19 protein-coding genes are annotated in these 21,595 nt (G+C 67.0%); 5 read left to right on the top strand and 14 right to left on the bottom strand.

What is annotated here, in order from left to right:
- The 7 genes from J8I34_RS30305 to phaC all read right to left on the bottom strand — a co-directional run.
- A partial coding sequence (locus J8I34_RS30305) for a thiolase family protein (RefSeq protein ID WP_500784444.1) occupies nt 1-149 on the bottom strand: 149 nt, incomplete at its 3' end.
- Nucleotides 150-263: 114 nt separating this feature from the next.
- Entirely contained in the window at nt 264-1,643 is a 1,380-nt protein-coding gene (rimO, locus tag J8I34_RS30300) for a 30S ribosomal protein S12 methylthiotransferase RimO (protein ID WP_029049663.1), read from the bottom strand.
- Between the two features lie 141 nt (nt 1,644-1,784).
- Nucleotides 1,785-2,753 carry a tRNA dihydrouridine synthase gene (locus tag J8I34_RS30295; protein ID WP_029049662.1) on the bottom strand — a complete coding sequence of 323 codons (969 nt, stop codon included), beginning with the start codon at nt 2,751-2,753 and terminating at the stop codon, nt 1,785-1,787.
- Between the two features lie 229 nt (nt 2,754-2,982).
- Nucleotides 2,983-3,534 carry a polyhydroxyalkanoate synthesis repressor PhaR gene (phaR, locus tag J8I34_RS30290; protein ID WP_018004481.1) on the bottom strand — a complete coding sequence of 184 codons (552 nt, stop codon included), beginning with the start codon at nt 3,532-3,534 and terminating at the stop codon, nt 2,983-2,985.
- A 423-nt stretch (nt 3,535-3,957) separates the two neighbouring features.
- Nucleotides 3,958-4,698, bottom strand: a complete 741-nt coding sequence (locus tag J8I34_RS30285) for a 3-ketoacyl-ACP reductase (RefSeq protein WP_029049661.1) — start codon at nt 4,696-4,698, stop codon at nt 3,958-3,960.
- A 103-nt stretch (nt 4,699-4,801) separates the two neighbouring features.
- The gene (locus J8I34_RS30280) at nt 4,802-5,983 is read right to left on the bottom strand and encodes an acetyl-CoA C-acetyltransferase (RefSeq protein WP_209807863.1); all 1,182 of its coding nucleotides are present in this window, start codon (nt 5,981-5,983) and stop codon (nt 4,802-4,804) included.
- A gap of 82 nt (nt 5,984-6,065) precedes the next feature.
- Nucleotides 6,066-7,835, bottom strand: coding sequence for a class I poly(R)-hydroxyalkanoic acid synthase (phaC, locus tag J8I34_RS30275; RefSeq protein WP_209807862.1), 1,770 nt, complete (start codon nt 7,833-7,835; stop codon nt 6,066-6,068).
- 435 nt (nt 7,836-8,270) lie between these two features.
- On the opposite strand from phaC, the gene J8I34_RS30270 reads away from it, so the two are divergent.
- Complete coding sequence (locus tag J8I34_RS30270) at nt 8,271-8,507, top strand: hypothetical protein (protein WP_029049658.1); 237 nt, start codon at nt 8,271-8,273, stop codon at nt 8,505-8,507.
- A 4-nt stretch (nt 8,508-8,511) separates the two neighbouring features.
- On the opposite strand, the gene pgeF is transcribed toward J8I34_RS30270, so the two are convergent.
- Together pgeF and J8I34_RS30260 are read right to left on the bottom strand one after the other, a co-directional pair.
- Nucleotides 8,512-9,315, bottom strand: coding sequence for a peptidoglycan editing factor PgeF (pgeF, locus tag J8I34_RS30265; protein WP_209807866.1), 804 nt, complete (start codon nt 9,313-9,315; stop codon nt 8,512-8,514).
- On the bottom strand, nt 9,299-10,549 hold the full coding sequence (locus J8I34_RS30260; RefSeq protein ID WP_209807861.1) for an RluA family pseudouridine synthase: 1,251 nt from the start codon (nt 10,547-10,549) through the stop codon (nt 9,299-9,301). The genes pgeF and J8I34_RS30260 overlap by 17 nt, the downstream gene beginning before the upstream one ends.
- A gap of 17 nt (nt 10,550-10,566) precedes the next feature.
- Here J8I34_RS30260 and J8I34_RS30255 point away from each other — a divergent pair, with 17 nt between their 5' ends.
- A complete protein-coding gene (locus tag J8I34_RS30255; RefSeq protein WP_029049655.1) occupies nt 10,567-11,397 on the top strand; it encodes an outer membrane protein assembly factor BamD in 831 nt (276 codons plus the stop codon).
- A gap of 82 nt (nt 11,398-11,479) precedes the next feature.
- Here J8I34_RS30255 and yoaA read toward each other — a convergent pair whose 3' ends face one another.
- The 3 genes from yoaA to J8I34_RS30240 form a co-directional block, all read right to left on the bottom strand.
- A complete protein-coding gene (yoaA, locus tag J8I34_RS30250) occupies nt 11,480-13,657 on the bottom strand; it encodes a DNA repair helicase YoaA (RefSeq protein ID WP_371748168.1) in 2,178 nt (725 codons plus the stop codon).
- Nucleotides 13,658-13,737: 80 nt separating this feature from the next.
- Entirely contained in the window at nt 13,738-13,941 is a 204-nt protein-coding gene (locus J8I34_RS30245; protein ID WP_013956445.1) for a DUF465 domain-containing protein, read from the bottom strand.
- 35 nt (nt 13,942-13,976) lie between these two features.
- Nucleotides 13,977-14,768 carry a hypothetical protein gene (locus J8I34_RS30240; protein ID WP_209807857.1) on the bottom strand — a complete coding sequence of 264 codons (792 nt, stop codon included), beginning with the start codon at nt 14,766-14,768 and terminating at the stop codon, nt 13,977-13,979.
- A 143-nt stretch (nt 14,769-14,911) separates the two neighbouring features.
- Here J8I34_RS30240 and J8I34_RS30235 point away from each other — a divergent pair, with 143 nt between their 5' ends.
- Nucleotides 14,912-17,257 carry a Tex family protein gene (locus J8I34_RS30235; RefSeq protein WP_029049652.1) on the top strand — a complete coding sequence of 782 codons (2,346 nt, stop codon included), beginning with the start codon at nt 14,912-14,914 and terminating at the stop codon, nt 17,255-17,257.
- 52 nt (nt 17,258-17,309) lie between these two features.
- Here J8I34_RS30235 and J8I34_RS30230 read toward each other — a convergent pair whose 3' ends face one another.
- Together J8I34_RS30230 and J8I34_RS30225 are read right to left on the bottom strand one after the other, a co-directional pair.
- Nucleotides 17,310-18,668, bottom strand: a complete 1,359-nt coding sequence (locus J8I34_RS30230; RefSeq protein ID WP_209777676.1) for an ATP-binding protein — start codon at nt 18,666-18,668, stop codon at nt 17,310-17,312.
- Nucleotides 18,665-19,336 (bottom strand): response regulator, encoded by a 672-nt coding sequence (locus tag J8I34_RS30225; RefSeq protein WP_209807855.1) that lies wholly within the window; start codon nt 19,334-19,336, stop codon nt 18,665-18,667. The genes J8I34_RS30230 and J8I34_RS30225 overlap by 4 nt, the downstream gene beginning before the upstream one ends.
- 265 nt (nt 19,337-19,601) lie before the next feature.
- Here J8I34_RS30225 and J8I34_RS30220 point away from each other — a divergent pair, with 265 nt between their 5' ends.
- Together J8I34_RS30220 and J8I34_RS30215 are read left to right on the top strand one after the other, a co-directional pair.
- Nucleotides 19,602-21,362 (top strand): glycosyltransferase family 39 protein, encoded by a 1,761-nt coding sequence (locus J8I34_RS30220; protein ID WP_371748169.1) that lies wholly within the window; start codon nt 19,602-19,604, stop codon nt 21,360-21,362.
- A gap of 66 nt (nt 21,363-21,428) precedes the next feature.
- Nucleotides 21,429-21,595 (top strand): NAD-dependent epimerase/dehydratase family protein (locus J8I34_RS30215; protein WP_209807864.1); only part of this gene is annotated, 167 nt, incomplete at its 3' end.

Genomic DNA, 21,595 nt, shown 5'->3' with positions numbered 1-21,595 from the left:
CCGACGTCGTCGCCGGACACCTGCGCGCGGGCCAGCGCCTCGCGCACGACCAGTGCGCCCAGCTCGGCCGGCGCCACATCCTTCAGGCTGCCGCCAAAGGTCCCGATCGCGGTACGGGCACCGCTCACCACTACGACTTCACGCGTCATGACTTGTCTCCAAGAAGTTTGTTGCACCGCACAGTATAGCCGCGCAGGCGCAGAAACGAACGACCGTACTTTTACCTAATCGCGAGCGGCCGGGCCTCGTCCGGCAGGACTAGCTCAGACCTCGCCCCACAGGTCGTGGCCATCGGCACCCGTGATCGTGACATCGACGAACTCGCCCGCGCGGTAGCGCCGCGAAGCACGCTCCGGCGGCGCGATATAGACCAGGCCGTCGATTTCCGGCGCATCCGCCGACGAACGGCCGATGCCGCCGTCCTGGTTGACCTCGTCGACCAGCACGCGCAGGGTCTGGCCGACCTTGCGCTGCAGGCGGCGCGCGGACACTTCCTCGGCCACTTCCATGAAGCGGGCGCGGCGTTCCTCGCGCACCTCGTCGGGCAATGCGCCCGGCAGGTCGTTGGCCGTGGCCCCTTCCACCGGCGAGTACGCAAAGCAGCCGACGCGGTCCAGCTCAGCCTCGGCGATAAAGTCCAGCAGCGTCTGGAACTCGGCTTCAGTTTCGCCCGGGAAGCCGGCGATAAAGGTGCTGCGGATGGTCAGCTCGGGGCAGATCTCGCGCCAGGCGCGGATGCGGTCCATGGTCTTTTCGGCGTTGGCCGGGCGCTTCATGCGCTTGAGCACATCCGGGTGGGCGTGCTGCAGCGGCACGTCCAGGTACGGCAGTACGTGGCCCTGCGACATCAGCGGAATGATTTCGTCGACGTGCGGGTATGGGTAGACGTAGTGCAGGCGCACCCAGGCGCCATACTGCGCGGCCAGTTCGCCCAGCGCCGCCACCAGCTCGGTCATGCGGGTCTTGAGCGGACGGCCGTTCCAGAAGCCGGTGCGGTACTTGACGTCGACGCCGTAGGCGCTGGTGTCCTGCGAGATCACCAGCAGTTCCTTGACACCTGCCTTGAACAGGTTCTCGGCCTCGAGCATGACTTCCGCCACCGGGCGCGAAACCAGGTCGCCGCGCATCGACGGGATGATGCAGAACGAGCAGCGGTGGTTGCAGCCCTCCGAGATCTTCAGGTAAGCGTAGTGCTTGGGCGTCAGCTTGATGCCGGCGGCGGGCACCAGGTCGGTGAACGGGTCGTGCGGCTTCGGCAGGTGTGTGTGCACGGCCTGCATCACTTCGCCCAGCGCATGCGGGCCGGTCACGGCCAGCACCTTGGGGTGCACCGACGACACGATGTCGTGACCCGCCGCATCCTTCTTGGCGCCGAGGCAGCCGGTCACGATGACCTTGCCGTTCTCGGTCAGCGCCTCGCCGATGGCGTCCAGGCTTTCCTGCACGGCCTCGTCGATAAAGCCGCAGGTATTGACCACCACCAGATCTGCGCCGTCATAGGTGCCGCTGATGGCATAACCCTCGGCGCGGAGCTGGGTGATGATCTGCTCGGAGTCGACCAGGGCCTTGGGACAGCCAAGCGAAACGAAACCCACGCGTGGACTATGGTCTTTCTGGGTCGTTGATTCTGAAGGGTTTTTCACGGTTCGATACGAATATGGGGCGGGCGGAGTCTATCCGGTTATCGCGCGGGAGATCGGGCGCCCGGCGATTGCAGGCCAATCGCGTATTTTACCCTTTCGCCAGGCTTTGCCGGCGCCTGACGCCACACTTGATGGTCTGGTTCAGTCAGGAATCGGAGAGGCGCCGGGGACACTCGGCAGCAGGCGCGCGATGTCGGCAGAGTCGTGCATGCGCCGGATCGCGGCATGCAGCTCGGCGGCCTGCGGCCAGGTCCGCTTCAGGTAACTGAGCCAGAGCTTGACCCGGCCGTGCTCATGGCAGGACGAGATCCGTTCGTGCAGCTTCTTCAGGTACAGCGAAATCTGGCGCAGCACCAGGGGCCATTCGGCGGCGGACGGCATGCACTCCATCTGCCCGCGGATGCGCTGGGCGAGGAAAGGGTCGGAGACCGCGCCGCGCCCGATCATCACATCGTCGCAGCCGGTCACCGCGCGACAGCGTTCCCAGTCGGCGACGGTCCAGACATCGCCGTTGGCAATGACCGGAATATCGATGGCCTCGGCGATCCGCGCGATCCACTCCCAATGCGCCGGCGGCCGGTAACCGTCGTCGCGCGTGCGGGCATGCACCACCAGCGACGCCGCCCCGCCCTCCGCCAGCGCGGTGGCGCAGTCCAGCGCGAGTGCGGTATCGGAAATGCCCAGCCGCATCTTGGCGGTCACGGCAATATGCGCCGGCACCGCGGCGCGCACGGCGGCAACGATGCGGTTCAGCAATTCAGGTTGCCCGAGCAGCATGGCGCCGCCGCCATGCCGGTTGACCACCTTCGCCGGACAGCCGAAGTTCAGGTCGATGCCGTGCGGTGACAAGGTTGCGGCATAAGCGGCATTGCGCGCCAGCCATTCGGGGTCGCTGCCCAGCAGCTGGATCACCATCGGTGTGCCGCTGCGGGTATAGCCGCCGTCCAGGATTTCGGGCGTATCCCGCTCATAGACACGCGCGGGAAGCAGCGAACCCGTCACCCGGACAAACTCCGACACGCAGCCGTCATAGCCGCCCAAACCGGTCAGCACGTCGCGCAAGACATAGTCCGCAAGCCCCTCCATCGGAGCGAGGAAAAGCCGGCTCATATTCAGGAGTGCGCCAGGCGGCGCGCGCCGGCCTGGCGGGCACGCAAACGGCAATGACGGTGGAATCTGGAAGGCATCGGGATTCGCGCTTTGCAGGCGAGTCCGCTAATGAGCCGCCAGTTCAGGAGGGACGCATTTTACCTGCTTTGGGCGTTGCGTCGCGTGCCGCATGGAGAATGGCGGAGATGCATAGCGAGCGGCGGACCGGGCGGCCCGCCACTGACAAGCCTTACTTCTTGTCCGGCTGGTTGAACGGGAACGTCCCGAACATATTCTTGGCCTGGTTCTGCATCTGTTCCTGCATCTGCACGAACAGGTTCTTGCTCTGCTCGATGTAGTTGCTCATCATCCCCTGCATCATCGGGCCCTGCATGTTCATGAACTGCGACCACATGTCGGGGCTGAAGGCCTCGCCCGAATACAGGCCCTTGGAATTCTCGGCCAGCTTGTTCTGGATATCGATAAAGGCCTGGATGTTCTTTTCCAGGTAGGTGCCCATCATGCCCTGCATGGCATGGCCGTAGAACCGGATGATCTGGGACAGCATGGCACTTGAGAACATCGGCACGCCGCCGGTCTCTTCTTCGAGGATGATCTGCAGCAAGATGCTGCGGGTCAGCTCATCCCCCGACTTGGCGTCCACGACCTTGAACTCTTCGGAATCCATGACCAGCTGCTTGACGTCAGCCAGGGTGATATAGGTGCTGGTCTGGGTGTCGTAGAGCCTGCGGTTCGGATACTTCTTGATCAGTCGCTCTGCGCCTTTTTTGGTCGTGGCCATCGGTGCTCTGTCCTTGTGTCGTCGCTGATTGCGCGCTGCTGCACCGCATGGGGTGCAGTGCGCAAATCGGTACCGCCCGCGCCATCTGTATTGTCGTGTCGGCTGCTGCGGCCTGTTCGCGCATGGCTGCGCGTTGCGGCTTCGCCACCTCGCCCCCGCGAGAGCCACGCTGCACGACTATGGTGCTGGCTGCGCCGCTGCCCTGATTCTATGCCCAACAAAGCACTAAGAAAAGCGACCCAGCTTAAGGAAAACCCGGTAAACCGGCGCCGGAACAGCAAAAAAACCGCCGCGCAGAAACGACTCGCGGGCCATTGCGGCCCGCGAAAGAGACAGCGAAACAGAACCTCCGCCGCCTTGTGCGCCGCGCTGGCTGCACCGCAAAATGCGGCCGCCGGCGCGGTTGCCGACCATGCCGGCAGGTCAGCCCATGTGCAGGCCGCCGTTCAGCGAGAAGTCGGCGCCGGTGGAGAAACCGGACTCATCGGAAGACAGCCAGGCGCAGATCGAAGCGATCTCTTCCGGCTCGCCCAGCCGCTTGACCGGGATCGTGCCGACGATCTTGTCGAGCACATCCTGGCGGATCGCCTTGACCATGTCGGTGGCGATATAGCCCGGCGAAACGGTGTTGACCGTCACGCCCTTGGTCGCCACTTCCTGCGCCAGCGCCATGGTGAAGCCGTGCAGGCCAGCCTTGGCGGTGGAGTAGTTGGTCTGGCCGAACTGGCCTTTCTGGCCGTTCACCGAGGAGATGTTGACGACCCGCCCCCAGCCGCGATCGACCATGCCGTCGATCACCTGCTTGGTAACGTTGAACAGCGAGGTCAGGTTGGTGTCGATCACCGCATCCCAGTCGGCGCGGGTCATCTTGCGGAACACCACGTCGCGCGTGATGCCGGCGTTGTTGATCAGCACATCAACCTCGCCAACTTCGGCCTTGACCTTGTCAAAGGCTGCCTTGGTCGAATCCCAATCGGCGACGTTGCCTTCCGAGGCAACGAAATCGAAGCCGAGCGCCTTCTGCTGCTCGATCCACTTTTCGCGGCGCGGCGAGTTGGGGCCGCAGCCGGCCACCACACGAAAGCCATCCTTGGCCAGCCGCTGGCAGATGGCGGTCCCGATGCCGCCCATGCCGCCGGTCACATACGCAATGCGCTGAGTCATGTCCACTCCTTGATTGGCTCTTCGTTATCGTTGCCGGACCCGCGAGTACCGCCGGCCCGGCCTACTGCTGACTTGTTGCCGCCTGCTTGCGGACCGGTCGCGCTCAGTTGCGCTCCACCGCCAGCGCCACGCCCATGCCGCCGCCGATGCACAGCGAGGCCAGGCCCTTCTTGGCGTCGCGGCGCTTCATCTCGTGCAGCAGCGTCACCAGGATACGGCAGCCCGATGCACCGATCGGGTGACCGATGGCAATGGCGCCACCGTTGACGTTGACCTTGGAGGTATCCCAGCCCATCTGCTGGTGCACTGCCAGCGCCTGCGCGGCAAAGGCCTCGTTGATTTCCATCAGGTCGAGGTCCTGCGGCGTCCAGCCGGCACGCGACAGCGCGCGCTTCGAAGCCGGCACCGGGCCCATGCCCATCACCTTGGGATCGACGCCGGCGTTGGCGAAGCTCTTGATCGTGGCCAGCGGCGTCAGGCCCAGTTCCTTGGCCTTGGCGGCCGACATCACCACCACCGCGGCGGCGCCGTCGTTCAGGCCCGAAGCGTTTGCCGCGGTCACCGAGCCGGCCTTGTCGAAGGCGGGCTTCAGGCCGGACATGTTGTCCAGCGTGGCGCCCTGGCGGACAAACTCGTCGGTCTTGAACGCCACCGGGTCGCCCTTGCGCTGCGGAATCAGCACCGGCACGATTTCCTCGTCGAACTTGCCGGCCTTCTGCGCGGCTTCGGCCTTGTTCTGCGAGCCGACAGCGAATTCATCCTGCGCTTCACGCGTGATGCCGTATTCCTTGGCGACGTTCTCGGCGGTAATGCCCATGTGGTACTGGTTGTACACATCCCACAGGCCGTCGACGATCATGGTGTCGACCAGCTTGGTGTCGCCCATGCGGAAGCCGTCGCGCGAGCCCGGCAGCACGTGCGGCGCGGCGCTCATGTTTTCCTGGCCGCCAGCCACCACGATCTCGGCATCGCCGGCAGCGATGGCATTGGCCGCCAGCATCACGGCCTTCAGGCCCGAGCCGCAAACCTTGTTGATGGTCATCGCCGGCACCATGGCCGGCAGGCCGGCCTTGATCGACGCCTGGCGCGCCGGGTTCTGGCCCGAGCCGGCGGCCAGCACCTGGCCCATGATGACTTCGCTGACTTGCTCCGGCTTGATGCCGGCGCGCTCCAGCGCCGCCTTGATGACCACGGCGCCCAGTTCCGGTGCCGGGATCTTGGCCAGCGATCCGCCAAACTTGCCTACTGCGGTACGGGCCGCGGAAACGATGACAACGTCAGTCATGGTGTAGTCCTTTCGATGGAAATGGAAAGCCTGCGTGGCGGCCGGTGCCGCCCAATGTGGCGGCCCGTCCATCACGCAAGCATCATGCCTTGGCTTTGACGTAACGCCCAGGCGCGGGTTCGATCATGGGATAGCGTGCATTGCCGTACTCGGCGGGTGCGGCGCGCTTGGCGCCGGCATGGCCGGCGAGCCATGCCATCCAGTCCGGCCACCAGCTGCCGTGATGCTCGGTGGCACCGGCCAGCCATTGCTGCGGCGATGCCGGCAGCGCGTCGTTGGTCCAGTGGCTGCGCTTGTTCTTGGCCGGCGGGTTGATCACGCCGGCGATATGCCCGGATGCGCCCAGCACGAAGCGCACCTTGTTCTTCAGCAGCGCGGCCGAGGCATAGGCGGCGGTCCACGGCACGATATGGTCCTCGCGCGAGCCGTAGAGATACGTGGGCGTGTCGATGCTGCCCAGGTCGACCGGCACGTTGGCCACGGTCAGCTTGTTGGGCACCTTCAGTTCGTCCTGCAGGTAGGTGTGGCGCAGGTACCAGCAGTACCACGGGCCCGGCAGGTTGGTCGCATCGCCGTTCCAGAACAGCAGGTCGAACGGCACCGGCGTGTTGCCCTTCAGGTAGTTGTCGACGACATAGTTCCACACCAGGTCGTTCGGGCGCAGGAACGAGAACGTGTTGGCCAGCTCGATCCCGCGCAGCAGCGAGCATGGCGCGCCGGCAGCACCACCCAGCGTGGCTTCGCGCAGCTGCACATGGGCTTCGTCGACGAACACGTCGAGGATGCCGGTATCGGAAAAATCGAGCAGCGTGGTCAGCAGCGTCAGGCTCGAGGCCGGATGTTCGCCGCGCCCGGCCAGCACCGCCAGCGCGGTCGAGACGATAGTGCCGCCTACGCAGAAGCCCAGCACGTTGATCTGGTCCTGGCCGCTGATATCGCGCGCCACCTCGATGGCACGGATGGCGCCGTGCTCGATGTAATCGTCCCAGGTCGCGGCGGCGAGGCTGGCATCCGGATTACGCCACGACACCAGGAACACGGTATGGCCCTGCTCCACCGCATGCCGCACCAGCGAGCTTTCCGGCTGCAGGTCGAGGATGTAGTACTTGTTGATGCACGGCGGCACCAGCAGCAGCGGCCGCGCATGGACCTTGGCGGTCAGCGGCTTGTATTGCAGCAGCTGGAAGTATTCGTTTTCATAAACCACCGCGCCTTCGGTCACGGCGACGTTGCGGCCGACCTCGAACGCGGTCTCGTCGGTCTGCGAGATCTTGCCGCGCGTCAGGTCTTCGAGCATGTTGCGCACGCCGGCACGCAGCGATTCGCCACCCGACTCGATCAGCAGCCGCTGCGCTTCGGGGTTGGTGACCAGGAAATTGGCCGGCGACATCGCATCGACCCATTGCGAGATCGCAAAGCGGATGCGCTGGCGCGTCTTGGCGTCGGCCTCGACGGCGTCCGCCAGTTCGGTCATGGCGCGTGCGTTGAGCAGGTAGAACGCGGCGGCAAAGCGGTAAGGGATGTTGTTGCGCCACGCCTCGCCGGCGAAGCGCCGGTCGTGCAGCGGCCCTGCGGCGTCGGGATTGCCCTCGGCCATGGCCTGCCACAAGGCCACGAAGTCGTTCATGTAGCGCTTCTGGATATCGCCCAGTTGCGCCGGAGCGATCTTCACGCCTGCCAGCGCGTCCAGGCCCGGAATGCCTGTGCCGGCCGCATGGCCGTTTCCTTCTGTGCCCTGCCACTGGCGGGACCATTCCAGCCATGTAGCTGGATCGAATGGCCCCGGCGTGAACTTGAACGGTTGGGACTTGCCTTCCTGGGTGGAAGCTGCCGCACCTTTGCCGGTCGCCATGATGTGAATTGTCTCTCTGCCGTCACTATACGAACCGGCTCCGGGCATTGCCCTGGCCGGCACTCTTGCATTGGGAGATGCTATCCGGATGGACCCGGCGCGCGCCTCACCCGAACTGGGCAGGCTAGCCAGACAATTTCGCCGGAACCCCATCGCCGCGCTTGCGCGGCGGATTCCGTCCATCCCGATAGCAACTCCCTTTTTTACCGGCTACCGCGGCGCTCTGGCTGGCAACGCCATGCGGTATGCTTGCCGGCAAAAATCCTTGGAATCGTCAGCGATCCCGAGACATTTGAGCCCATTGTTGCCTTGCAACGCACGCGCTGTCAATGCAGAAATCCGTCCCGGCGAGGCGCGCTTCCCGACCTACCGGACGGTATGCCGCGCCTTCCTCCGCCGAGGCTCCGCAGGATAGAAGATAAGGATGAAGATTTTATGTACATCGTGGCGATTGGCTGGCTCTACGTCGCGCTGATGATGGCGATCACCGAGCACACGGTGGTGGCGGGCGTCGCCACGTTCGTGTTCTATGGCCTGGCGCCGGTGGCGCTGGTGCTTTACATCATGGGCACGCCCGCGCGGCGGCGGCGCAAAGCGCAAGCCGAGCGTGCCGCACAGGCCGGCGCCGACGCGCCGCCGGTGGCGGAAACACCGCCGGAGAGAAAAGACTGACGCTTCAGTCGGCCAGCCAGACCAGGCTGGCCATGCGGCCGGTCACGCCGTCGCGGCGGTAGGAATAGAAGCGCGCTGCGTCGGTGACGGTGCAGGCATCGCCGCCATACACATCAGCGCAGCCGGCGCGTGCCAGCCGCGTGCGCGCGAGCGCATAGATGTCGGCCAGGTACTTGCCCGGGGCACCGCCACGGAAAGCGTCGGCAACAGCGGCCTGCTCGCCGGCATGCGCCTGCGCCAGGAAGGCGTCGCGCACTTCGGCACCGACCTCGAATGCATCCGGACCGATGGCCGGGCCGAGCCAGGCCATCCAGCGCCCGCCGTGGCCACCTGAAGCGGCCTGCATGCGGGCCAGCGTGGCTTCGATGACGCCGCTGCAAAGCCCCCGCCAGCCGGCGTGCGCGGCGCCCACCACGGTACCTTGCGCATCGCACAGCAGGACCGGCAGGCAGTCCGCCGTCATCACGGCGCAGACATGGCCCGGCGCGACCGCGACGCTGGCATCGGCCTGCGGGGCACGACCCTTTTCACCGACCACGTGGTCGGCCGTGACCACGGCGCAGCCATGCACCTGGTCGAGCCAGCGCGGCATCGACGGCAGCTGCGCGGCCAGGCGCTGGCGATTGCGCGCGACGTCCGACGGGTCGTCGCCCACATGCGTGCCCAGGTTGAGGCCGCCCGGCACGCCGCCGGCCAGCCCGTACGGCCCCTGGCTGACGCCGCCATGGCGCGTGGTCGAGAGCGCGCGCACGCGCACTGGCGCAGGCCAGTCGGGCACCAGCCACCGGGACTCAGGCGTCGCGCTCATCGTCGTCTTCATCTTCGTCACCCTCGCCGGCATATTCCCAGTGGGCTTCACCACCCTCCCACACTTCGTCCCAGGCCTCTTCTTCGTCCTCATCCTGCGCGCTTTCGAAGTCGAGCGCATCGACCAGCGCCTGCAGGTCCGCTGGCGGCTGCGCGGTCCACGACATATGGCGGCCGGTCGCCGGATGCACCAGCCCGAGCCTGTACGCATGCAGCGCCTGGCGCTCGAATGGCACCGGCAGCGGCACACGGATCGCCGGACGCTGGCCGCGCTGCGTCGCGCGGAAGTAGACCGGATCGCCCACCAGCGGATGGCCGATCGATTCGAAGTGCACGCGGATCTGGTGCGTGCGCCCGGTCTCGAGCTTGCACATCACCATCGAGACAAAGCTGCGGCCCAGCGGCACCGTCGCCAGCGTGCGGAAATGCGTGCGCGAGGGCTTGCCGCTGGCCGTATGCACCACCGCCATGCGGGTGCGTTCGCGCGGGTCACGGCCGATAGGCGCATCGATGGTGCCCTCGTCGTACGTGCGGCCCCACACCAGAGCAATGTACGTGCGCTTGACCGTGCGCGCCTGCAACTGGCGCACCAGGTCAGTCTGCGCGGTCAGCGTGCGCGCCACCACCATCAGGCCGGAGGTTTCCTTGTCGAGCCGGTGCACGATGCCCGCGCGCGGCAGCCCAGCGGCGGCCGGGTTGCGATGCAGCAGCCCGTTGAGCACGGTGCCGCTCCAGTTGCCGGCGGCCGGATGCACCACCAGCCCCGCGGGCTTGTTGATCACCAGCAGCGTATCGTCTTCATAGACCACGTCCAGCGGCACGTCTTCCGGCGCAAAGGCGGAAGACTCCGGCGCGGCCTGCGGCCGCACCTCGATGCGGTTGCCCATCTGCACCGCATCGCGCGGGCGGCGCACCTGGCCGTCGACGCGCACCGCGCCGCTTTCGATCCACTGCTGCAGGCGGCTGCGCGAGAATTCGCTGAAGTGACGCGCGAGCAATTTGTCGAGGCGTTCGCCATGCGCGGCACTGTCCACCTCGAGCGACAGCGTCACCCCCGCCTCGGCGCCTGGCGCGGCATTGGCCGGCGCGGCGTCGGCAAGGTCTTCGAATTCCTCGGAATCGGCCACGGCCGCGGCCGCGCGTACCTGTTCGGGTGGCAGTCCTCCCACACCTGCGCCCGGTCGGGCTTGAGGTTGGGGGCTTGGGCTATAATGCTTGACGCTATTTTTCTTCATCCGGGATACGATTGCCCATGCAATTGCAGAGCATGAAACGCGCGCCGTGGCGCGCGAAAATTGGAGCGGTTCTGCTCGCAGGCGGCTGCGTCATGCTGTCGGCATGCGGCCTGCTGGCGGACCAGCCCGACGAGACTGCCGGCTGGTCGGCCAACAAATTATATTCGGAAGCCAAGGATGCACTGGATGGCGGCGACTACACCCGCGCCGTCAAGCTGTATGAAAAGCTCGAAGGCCGCTATCCATTCGGCCGCTATGCGCAGCAGGCGCAGATCGACACCGCCTACGCCAACTACAAGGACGGCGAGACGGCCGCCGCGCTGGCCGCGGTCGACCGCTTTATCCAGCTGCACCCGAACCACCCCAACATCGATTACGCCTACTACCTCAAGGGGCTGATCAACTTCAACGACAACCTGGGCTGGCTGGGCCGCTTCTCCGGCCAGGACCTGAGCGAGCGCGACCCCAAGGCCGCACGCGCCGCCTACGACGCATTCAATACGCTGGTCACCAAGTACCCGGACAGCAAGTACACCCCCGACGCCGCGCTGCGCATGCAGTACATCGTCAACTCGCTGGCCCAGCACGAGGTGCATGCCGCGCGCTACTACTACAAGCGCGGCGCCTACCTGGCCGCGGTGAACCGCGCGCAGCAGGCGCTGAAAGACTATGACGGCGCGCCGGCCAACGAGGAAGCGCTGTACATCATGATCCGTTCGTACGATGCGATGGGCATGAAGGACCTGCGCGACGATACCGCCCGCGTGATGGAGAAGAACTTCCCGGAAAGCGACTTCATCAAGTACGGCGAACGCCGCAAGGACAAGTCCTGGTGGGAAGTGTTCTGAAGCTTGCCAACGCCCACCGGTGGCGATAGAAAAACGGGACGTGTCGCTTGACCGTCCCGTTTTTGTTTTCCTGCGCCGCCCGTCAGTCCTCGGCGTCTGCTTCCCCGGCAGCAGGCGCTGCCTTGCCCTCGCCGCGCAGCGATTCCAGGAAGCGCACCACCGTGGCTGCCTCGCGCGTACGGGTAAACGGCGGCAGGCTCTGCCAGATCTGGCGGCCGTAGGGTTTTTCCACCAGCCGGGTGTCGAAGATGGCCAGCACGCCGCGGTCGGACTCCGAGCGGATCAATCGCCCCGCGCCCTGCTTCAGCGTGATCACCGCATGCGGCAGCTGGTGCACGGCAAACGGGCTCAGTCCCTTCTTCTGCAGCACTTCCATGCGCGCGGCCAATACCGGGTCGTCCGGCGGCGCGAACGGCAGCTTGTCGATGATCACCAGCGACAGCGCCTCGCCGCGCACGTCCACCCCTTCCCAGAAGCTCTGGCTGCCTACCAGCACGGCGTTGCCCAGCTCGCGGAAGCGGTCGAGCAGCTCAGTACGGCTGGCCTGGCCCTGCACCAGCAGCGGCAGGTTCAGGCCGCGCTCGGCAAAAGCATCGTAGAGCAGGTCGGATGCGCGTTGCACCGCACGCAGCGTGGTGCACAGCAGGAAGGTTCGTCCGCCTGCCGCTTCGATCAGCGGCAGGGCGGCCTGCACCACGGCATCGGTGAACTGCGGCGACTGCGGCGCCGGCATGTCGCGTGGCACGTACAGCAGCCCCTGCTTGGCGTAGTCGAACGGGCTCGGCAGGGTCAGCGAACGGTCCTTGTCCAGCCCAAGCTGGGCCGCATAGTGCGTAAAGTTGCCCTTGACCGACAGCGTGGCCGAGGTAAAGACCCACGCACGCGGCTGGCCGCCGCGCTGGCGCGAAAAAATCGGCGCGATCGACAGCGGCGTGCGGTGCAGTTGCACGGTATGGGAAAACACTTCGACCCAGCGTACCGTTTCCGCGGGCGGAGGCGCCTGGGCTGCCGCGCCGCCCTCACCGCCTTCATCCCCCTCGCCTGCCGGTGCGGCGGCCACGGGCGCGGCAACGGCGTCGCTGCGCCATGCCGCCAGCCGCTCGGCCAGCTCCAGCGCGCGCCGATGGCACTGCTGCAGCGATTCGGCGCGCTCCGCCTGGCTTTCCAGCATCTCGACGAAGGCGGACAGCGCTTCGTCCAGCGCATCGAGCGTTTCGTTGAAGGGCTCGGCAATGCGGCGGTCGGCCTCGATCTGGCCCAGCGCCAGCCGCGCGTTGTCCTTGCCGAACGCCAGCCGCAAGTCACGCGCGGCGCGCTCCAGCGGCGCGCCCAGCGCAACCCAGTCGACCGCGTCGCGCGCATGCGACAGGCCTTCGGCCACGGTGTCGCGGGCCAGCTCGAGCAGCTGGCTGGTCGACAGCGTCTCCCCGAAAAACAGCGTCGCGGTCTCGGGCAGCTGGTGCGCTTCGTCGAAGATCACGGTGTTGGCGGCGGGCAGCAACTCGGCCATGCCGGTATCGCGCAGCACCACATCGGCGAAGAACAGGTGATGGTTGACCACCACCACGTCGGCCTGCTGCGCTTCCTTGCGCGCGCGCATCACGAAGCAGTCCTTGTAGTACGGGCACTCCGAGCCCAGGCAATTGTCGCGCGTCGACGTCACCATCTGCCACACCGGCGCGTTCTCAGGCACGGCGGCCAGCTCGGCCTTGTCGCCGGTCTTGGTTTCCTTGACGAAGCGGCCGATGTCGCGCAGCCACGCGGCATCCTGGCGCGATGCCAGCCGCCCGGCCGCCTGCGCACGTTCCAGGTGATAGTGGCAGACGTAGTTGGCGCGGCCCTTGAGCAGGGCCACCGAGACCGGCACGTTCAGCGCATGGCGCACCGTGGGGATATCGCGCAGGAACAGCTGGTCCTGCAGGTTCTTGGTGCCGGTGGACAGGATGACCTTGCCGCCCCACAGCATGGCCGGCACCAGGTAGGCGTAGGTCTTGCCGGTGCCGGTGCCGGCCTCGACGATCACCGTGTCGTTGGATGCGATCGCCTCGGCGACGGCATCGGCCATCTTGTGCTGCGAAGCGCGCGGCCGGTAGCCCGGGATGGCCTGCGCCAGCGTGCCGGTATCGGCAAAGATGGTGCCAAGCTCGGCGCTGCGGCTGGCTGCGGCGTCGACGGCGCTCGCGGCGACGTCATGCCGGTCCGTTGCGTCTTCCGCGCCGGCGGCGGCGTCTTGCTCGGGGGAATCGGAAAGGTCGGACAAAAGGTCGGACAAGGTGGGGAAGAATTTGTGTAAGCCGCCGGTCGGTGCGCCGGCGGCAATTGGTGCGGCTGCGCGAATGCTCAGGCCGGCACGTCGGGTTCGAGCTGCAGCTGCAGCAGCGTGATGGCGTCCTTCAGCTTGAGGCGGCGCTTCTTCAGGCGGCGCAGCTGCAGCTCGTCATGGACGGCGTCACTCGCAAGCCGGTCGATCAGGAAGTCCAGGTCGCGGTGCTCGATCTGCAACTCCATGATGCGCCGCTCCAGGGTATTCAGGTTGCTGTCCATGTGCGCCTCCGCTGTACGGTCACGGTGCGATCGGCTCAGAAGCCGAACGGGCGCGGCGCCGACGCCTGGCCCTGCTGCTCCTTGGCCTTGGCGCGCCGCTCTTCCAGTTCTTTCTGGCGCTGATCGAGGTCGCGCTGCTTGGCCTCGTACGCCTTCACGTTTTCCTCGCGCTGGCGAGCCTGCTCGGCGCCCTTCTGCTGCGCCTCTTTCATCCTGGCGTCAAAGTCGGACTGCTTCTGCTGGTACGCCTGCGCATTGGCGGCACGTTGCGGCGCTTCACCCTTGCGTTGCGCATCGCGCAGCTGCTGTTCCTGTTGTTTCTTCTCGAACGCGGTACGGCTGGATTGCTCGCTGGCGGCGCGCTGCGGCTGGCTGGCCTCGAACTCGGCACGGCGCAGCGCCTGCTCGCGGTCGCGCTCGGCGGCACGGTGCGCGCGTTCGGCCTCGCCGACCTCCAGTTCGCGCTTGCGCAGCACCTGCAGCTCCTGGCGCTGGACTTCCTTGGCCTTGTCGATGCAGCTGTTGACGAAGAACTTGCTGTAGCACTCGTGCTCGGCCGCGGAGAAACGGTAGTTGGTCCAGGCGCGAGAATCGCCGATGGCCTTGCGTTCGGCACCGAAGTCGCGTGCCGCCCCGACGGTCGGCGCAGAAGCTTGCGCCAGCGCCGGCCGCACCGGCATCAGCGCGGCGCCGGCGGCGAGCGCCAGCACGGCCAGGCTGGCAGCCTGGAAAAGGACGGATTTCGACACGTTGGCGACAGTTGGCATGGCCGGCGAGGATGCGGGCGAAGTGGCCTGGGCGGCGGCCTGACGGGACTTGACGATCATGACGGGATTCTAGCATCCGGGCCGCCTGGCGGCCTGCCCCGCACATGCCGGTAACGCCCCTTGCGCGGCGCCGGCGGCAAGCGTGGCCGAACTGCGGCGCGCTTGTGGCAAAATGCCCCGCTTTCGACCGACTGCGTTTTCAGATGTCCAACCTGCCCGCTTCCGTCTCGCAAAAAATCGTGTCGCTCATCGCGGCTGAACTGTCCGTGCAGCCGCGCCAGGTCGCGGCCGCCGTGGACCTGCTCGACGAGGGCGCCACCGTCCCGTTCATCGCCCGCTACCGCAAGGAAGTGACCGGCAACCTGGACGACACGCAGCTGCGCAACCTGGAAGAGCGCCTGCTCTACCTGCGCGACATGGAAGACCGCCGCGCGGCCATCCTGGCGTCGATCCAGGAGCAAGGCAAGCTCACGCCCGAACTGCAGGCCGCCATCGAGGCCGCCGAAACCAAGCAGACGCTGGAAGACCTCTACCTCCCCTACAAGCCCAAGCGCCGCACCCGCGCCCAGATCGCGCGCGAATGCGGACTGGAGCCGCTGGCGCTGGCCCTGCTGGCCGATCCCACGCTGGACCCGCAGGCCGAGGCCGCCAGGTACGTCAACGGCAACCCGACCGCCGACGGCGGCGTGCCCGATGTAAAGGCCGCGCTGGACGGCGCGCGCGACATCCTGTCCGAACAGTTCGGCGAGACCGCCGAGTTGCTGGGCAAGCTGCGCGAACACCTGTGGAACAACGGCGTGGTCGCATCGACCGTGATGGAAGGCAAGGAAACCGCCGAGGAAGAGAAGTTCCGCGACTACTACAACTACAGCGAAACCATCCGCACGGTGCCGTCGCACCGCGCGCTGGCGCTGTTCCGCGGCCGCAACGCGGGCGTGCTGATGGTCAAGCTGGGCCTGGGCGAAGAACAGGACGCGCTGGTGCCGCACCCGTGCGAAGGCATGATCGCGCGCCATGTCGGCATCCAGCAGCTGGGCCGCCCGGCCGACAAATGGCTGGGCGACGTGTGCCGCTGGTGCTGGCGCGTGAAGGTGCAGCCGCACCTGGAAACCGAGTTGCTGACGCAGCTGCGCGAAACCGCCGAAAGCGAAGCCATCAAGGTATTCGGCCGCAACCTGCATGAACTGCTGCTGGCCGCGCCGGCCGGCCCCAAGGCCGTGATGGGCGTCGACCCTGGCATCCGCACCGGCTGCAAGATCGCGGTGGTCGACAGCACCGGCAAGCTGCTCGACACGGCAACCATCTACCCGCACGAGCCGCGCCGCGACTGGAACGGTTCGCTCGCCACGCTGGCGCGCCTGGCCAGGCAGCACAACGTCGCGCTGGTCTCGATCGGCAACGGCACCGCCAGCCGCGAGACCGACAAGCTGGTGCAGGACCTGATGAAGCAGATGCCCGAACTGAAGCTGACCAAGATCGTGGTCAGCGAGGCCGGCGCATCGGTCTACTCGGCGTCGGAGCTGGCCGCCAAGGAATTCCCGGACCTAGACGTGTCGCTGCGCGGCGCGGTGTCGATTGCACGCCGCCTGCAGGACCCGCTGGCAGAACTGGTCAAGATCGATCCCAAGTCGATCGGCGTGGGCCAGTACCAGCACGACGTCAACCAGCGCGAACTGGCGCGTACCCTCGATGCCGTGGTGGAAGACTGCGTGAACGCCGTGGGCGTGGACGTCAACACCGCCTCGGCGCCGCTGCTGGCGCGCGTGTCGGGCCTGAACACGGTGCTGGCGCGCAATATCGTCGAGTACCGCGATGCCAATGGCGCCTTTGCCAACCGCCATGCGCTGAAGAAGGTGCCGCGCCTGGGCGACAAGACCTTCGAGCAGGCGGCCGGCTTCCTGCGCATCAACGATGGCGACAACCCGCTGGACCGCTCGTCGGTGCACCCGGAAGCCTATCCCGTGGTGCAGCGAATCCTCGATGCCATCAAGAAGGGCCTGCGCGACGTGATGGGCAACCGCGAAGCCCTGCGCGGCCTGTCGCCGGAAAAGTTCACCGACGAGTCGTTCGGCCTGCCGACCGTGCGCGACATCCTGTCAGAGCTGGAAAAACCCGGCCGCGACCCGCGCCCCGAGTTCAAGACCGCGACCTTCCAGGAAGGCGTGGAGGACGTGAAGGACCTGCAGCCCGGCATGGTGCTGGAAGGCGTGGTCACCAACGTGGCGGCGTTTGGCGCGTTCGTCGATATCGGCGTGCATCAGGACGGCCTGGTTCACATCTCGGCGCTGTCGAACAAGTTCGTCAAGGACGCGCACGAAGTGGTCAAGGCCGGCCAGATCGTCAAGGTCAAGGTGATGGAGGTCGACGTCAAGCGTAATCGCATCGGGCTGTCGATGCGGCTGGATGACGAGCCGGGGCAGGCGGCGCCGCGCAGCGGCGGCGGCGACCGAGGCGGCCAGCGCAACGGCGGCAAGGGCTTCGGCGGCGGCCGCCGCGAGGCGGAACCGGCGGGCGCGATGGCAGCGGCGTTTGCCAAGCTCAAGCGCTGAACGCTCCACGCACAACCCACGACGCCCCGCACGAAGCAGTGCGGGGCGTTTTTTATTGCGCGCCGCCGCGGGCGATCGTCACGACCAGCCCCGTCGCGCCGTCGGCCCGGTTGGCAAAGGCAAGGTCCAGCCCATGCAGCCGCGCCACGCGCAGCGCGATGGAAACGCCCAGGCCATGCCCGTGCTCCCGTTGCGCCCCGCCCCCGCGGAAAAACCGGTCGCCCAGCCTCGCCAGCACGGCAGGCGCAATACCCGGCCCCTGGTCGCGCACGGTAATGCGATCCGGCTGGAAATCCACCGTGACCAGCGCCCCCGGCGGGCTGTAGCGGATGGCATTGTCGAGCAGGTTGCGCAGCAGCAAGGACAGCAGGTTGGCATCGCCCGCGACCGGCAGCGGTTCCCCGCCCTGCTCCGGCCATTCGAGTTCGACGTCGACCTGCTTCTGCTGCGCCAGCGCCAGGCAGTCCGACAGCGCCTGCTGCGCCACCGGCAGCCACCTGACCGGCTGGCGCGACGGCAGCGCCGAGGCATCCTCCAGCCGGCTCAGCGTCAGAAGCTGCGATACCAGCCGGCTGATGCGGTCGATGCCGGCGGCGACGTTGGCGCGGGCCTGCTTGCGCTCTGCGGCGTCCGGCGAGCGCTCGGCAAGCTCCCATTGCGCCTTCAGCGCGGCCAGCGGCGTGCGCATCTCATGCGCGGCGTCGGCAGTCAGGCGGCGCTCGTGCTCGATCGAGTCCGAGACGCGCGCCAATAGCCGGTTCATCGCATGGACCAGCGGCACCAGTTCGCCAGGCACCGCCGCCAGGCTGAGCGGCTGGCGATCGTCGGGCGCGCGCCGTTCGATGTCGGCCGACAACGCCCGCACCGGCGCCATCGCGCGGCGCGTGAACCAGATCAGCAGCCCGATCAGCAGTGGCAGCCCCGCGGCCCATGGCAGCACCTGTGCGGCGATATACGACAGGATCAGCTCGTTGCGCTCGGCCAGTTGCTGGCCGACGCAGACACGCCAGCCGGTATCGGGATCGTCGAGGTAATAGAGCCGCCAGCGCTGGTGGTCGAGCACGGTATCGGTAAAGCCCTTCACGCCCGGCGCGCGCGGCAGCAGGTTCCCCTCCGGATCGATATGCAAGGGCTGGCCGTCTGGCAGCCAAGCGGCGATGGCGAGATCGCCCAGGCCGGCATCGCCCTGGTCGCCTTCCACCAGCTGCGGCAGCCGGGTGCGGGACGGCCCGGCGGCAAGGTCGACCATCGGCACCACCGAATGCATCTGCAGCGCCATGCGCACCATGTCGGTGTCATACAGCTCGTTGATCTCATGCCGGGCGCGCACGTAGGTCAGGCCAATGGTCAGCAGCCACACCACCGGCGTAGCGATCAGCACGGCAAGGATAAGCCGGCGCTGCAGCGTCATTGGCAGTCCTCGGCGGCGCCCAGCGTGTAGCCCGCGCCGCGGAAGGTGCGCACGATCCTGGGATGGATCTTGCGGCGCAGGTGGTGGATGTGGACTTCAAGGGCATTGCTTTCCACGCCGCCCTGCCAGTCATAGAGCTTGTCGCGCAGGAAGTCGCGCGTCAGCAGGCGGTTGGGGTGTGCCAGCAGCAATTCGAGCAACATGGCTTCGCGGCTGGTCAGCTCCACCGGCGTGCCGGCCCAGAATGCCTGCCTGCCGGCCGGATGGAATTCCAGCGCGCCGTGCTTCCACACCGGCGACGACAGCCCCACGGCCCGGCGTGTCACGGCGCGCAGCCGCGCGGCCAGTTCGTCGAGCGCGATCGGCTTGACCAGGTAGTCGTCGGCGCCGGCGTCGAGCCCGTCGATACGGCTTTCGATCGCATCGCGCGCGGTCAGCACGATCACGGGGGTGCGGCAGCCGCGCGCGCGCCAGCGTGCCAGCAGCGCCATGCCGTCTTCGCCGGGCAGGCCAAGGTCCAGGACGACGGCGTCATAGCCGGCCATCTCGAGCGCATGGTCGGCTTCGGTGGCGGTGCTGAACCAGTCGACCGCATAGTCCAGCAGCTGCAGCCCACGCCGCAGGCCGTCGCCGAGCATGGGGTCGTCTTCAACGATAAGGATTCTCATGTTGCGGATGTTATGTGCGCCTTATACGCGCGTTATGCGGCTGTTATGCGGACGGGTGTTATGCGGCCGTCATGCCGCGCAGGACATCGATTGTGCGCCCGCAGGCTTAATGTGCCATTAAGGTTGGCGGCTTATCCTCGCGCTCGCATTGCCAGGCCTTGTCCTGTTCAACGCCGCGCCTGGCGCCGGCGCCGACAAGGCCGTCAACACTTCTGCACGCGTCGCCTTGCCGTCACACCTGACCTCCAGCCCTGCCACCCCCACCGTGCTGCCGCACGCGGAGCGCCGCTCCGCCGGGCCCGGGATTGCCGTGCGCGCGGCGGGCATCCCCGCCATTGCGCTCGCGCTCGCCGTGCTGGCGTTCGCGTTGCTGTGGTTCGGCACGCTGGGCGCGCGCCACTTGCTGGGACCGGACGAAGGCCGCTACGCCGAGATCGCGCGCGAGATGCTGTCCACCGGTGACTGGGTCACGATCCGCTATGACGGGCTCAAGTACTTCGAGAAGCCGCCCTTCCACATGTGGATGACGGCGCTTTCGTACGCGCTGTTCGGCATGGGCGAATGGCAGGCGCGGCTGTGCGTGGCGCTTGCTGGACTGGCCGGCGTGGCGGCGTCGATGACGGCGGCGGCGCGCTGGTTCGGCGCGCGCGCAGGATGGCTGGCGGGACTGGTGCTGGCGTCTGCCCCGATGTGGAATGCCGCGGCACACTTCAATACCCTCGACATGACGCTCTCCGGCGTCATGGCCTGCGTGCTGGCGAGCCTGTTGCTGGCGCAGCATCCCGCCACTACGCCATCGGCGCAACGCAACTGGATGCTGGCGTGCTGGGTGGCGATGGGAATTGCGCTGCTGACCAAGGGGCTGGTCGGGCTGGTGCTGCCGGGGCTGGTGCTGGTGGCGTACACCTGCGTCACGCGCGACCTGGCGCTGTTGCGGCGCCTGCATGCGCCCGCGGGCATCGCGCTGATGTTGACGGTGGCGCTGCCCTGGTACTGGCTGGTGGCACGGCGCAATCCCGAGTTCCTGCGCTTCTTCTTCGTCCACGAGCACTGGCAGCGCTACACCTCGACCATGCATGCGCGCCAGGGCCCGCTGTGGTATTTCGTCCCGCTGGCCCTGGGCGGCTTCCTGCCGTGGCTTGGGCTGCTGCCCGCGATGGTCCGGATCGCCAGGCATGGCGCCGGGTCCACCGGGACTACCGGGACTACCGGGACTACCGGGACTACCGGGACTACCGGCCCGGCACCGTTCCAGCCCGCGCTGATGTGCGCCCTGTGGGCATTGTCGATCTTTGCCTTTTTCAGCCTGTCGGGCTCCAAGCTGCCCGGCTACATCCTGCCAGTGTTCCCGGCGCTGGCGATCCTCGCCGGTGCCGCGCTGGCGCAAACCAGCGTGCCGGTGTGGCGCACGCAGCTTCGGGCGATGCTGGCGATCGGCGCGCTCGGCCTGCTGGCAAGTCCTGTGGTGGCGACGCTCGATTCCAACAACACACCGAACGTGCTCTATCACGCCTACGCGGTGTGGGTAGCGATGGCGTTTGTGGTCGTCTGCGCCTGCACGGTCGCCGCGCTATGGCTGTTGCGCCGGCATGGCCGCATGGCAAGCATCACGGCTTATGCGCTGGGCATGCTGCTGGCATTCACCGTTGCCCTGCTCGGCCATGAGGCCATCGGCCGCCCGGCATCGGGCAGCGACCTGGCTGCGCCGATCGAGCGCGTGCTGCGGCCCGGCATGCCGCTCTATGGCGTCGGCATGCTCGACCATACGCTGCCCTTCTACCTGCGACATCCGCTCACCATGGTGGCGCAGCCCGATGAACTGGCCTTCGGCACGGAGCAGGAGCCGCAGAAGTGGTTGCCGACCATCGACGCCTTTGTCGATGCTTGGCAGCACGGCCCGCCTGCCGTGGCGCTGCTGTCGCCGCGGACGTTTGCCGAATTGAGCGCGCGCGTACCGATGCACGTGATCGCGCGCGACTGGCGGCGCGTTGCCGTGGCCAACTTCCCCGTCGCCGGCGTGCGCTAGCGTGCTACCGGTGTTTCGTGCCGCGCTCGCGCGGCACGCCTTCTTTTCCATGCGATCGACAAAGCAATGCAAGGCAAGAAAGTACTGATTCTCGGCGTCAATGGCTTCATCGGCCATCACCTGACGCGCCGCATCCTGGAAACCACGCCGTGGGAAGTCTACGGCATGGACATGAACACGGACCGCCTCGGCGACCTCGTCGACCACCCGCGCATGCACTTCTTCGAAGGTGA

This window comes from Cupriavidus phytohabitans, assembly GCF_017815025.1.
Lineage (GTDB): Bacteria > Pseudomonadota > Gammaproteobacteria > Burkholderiales > Burkholderiaceae > Cupriavidus.
The sequence above is the reverse complement of the archived record's forward strand: the minus strand, read 5'-3'. Positions and strand labels throughout refer to the sequence as shown.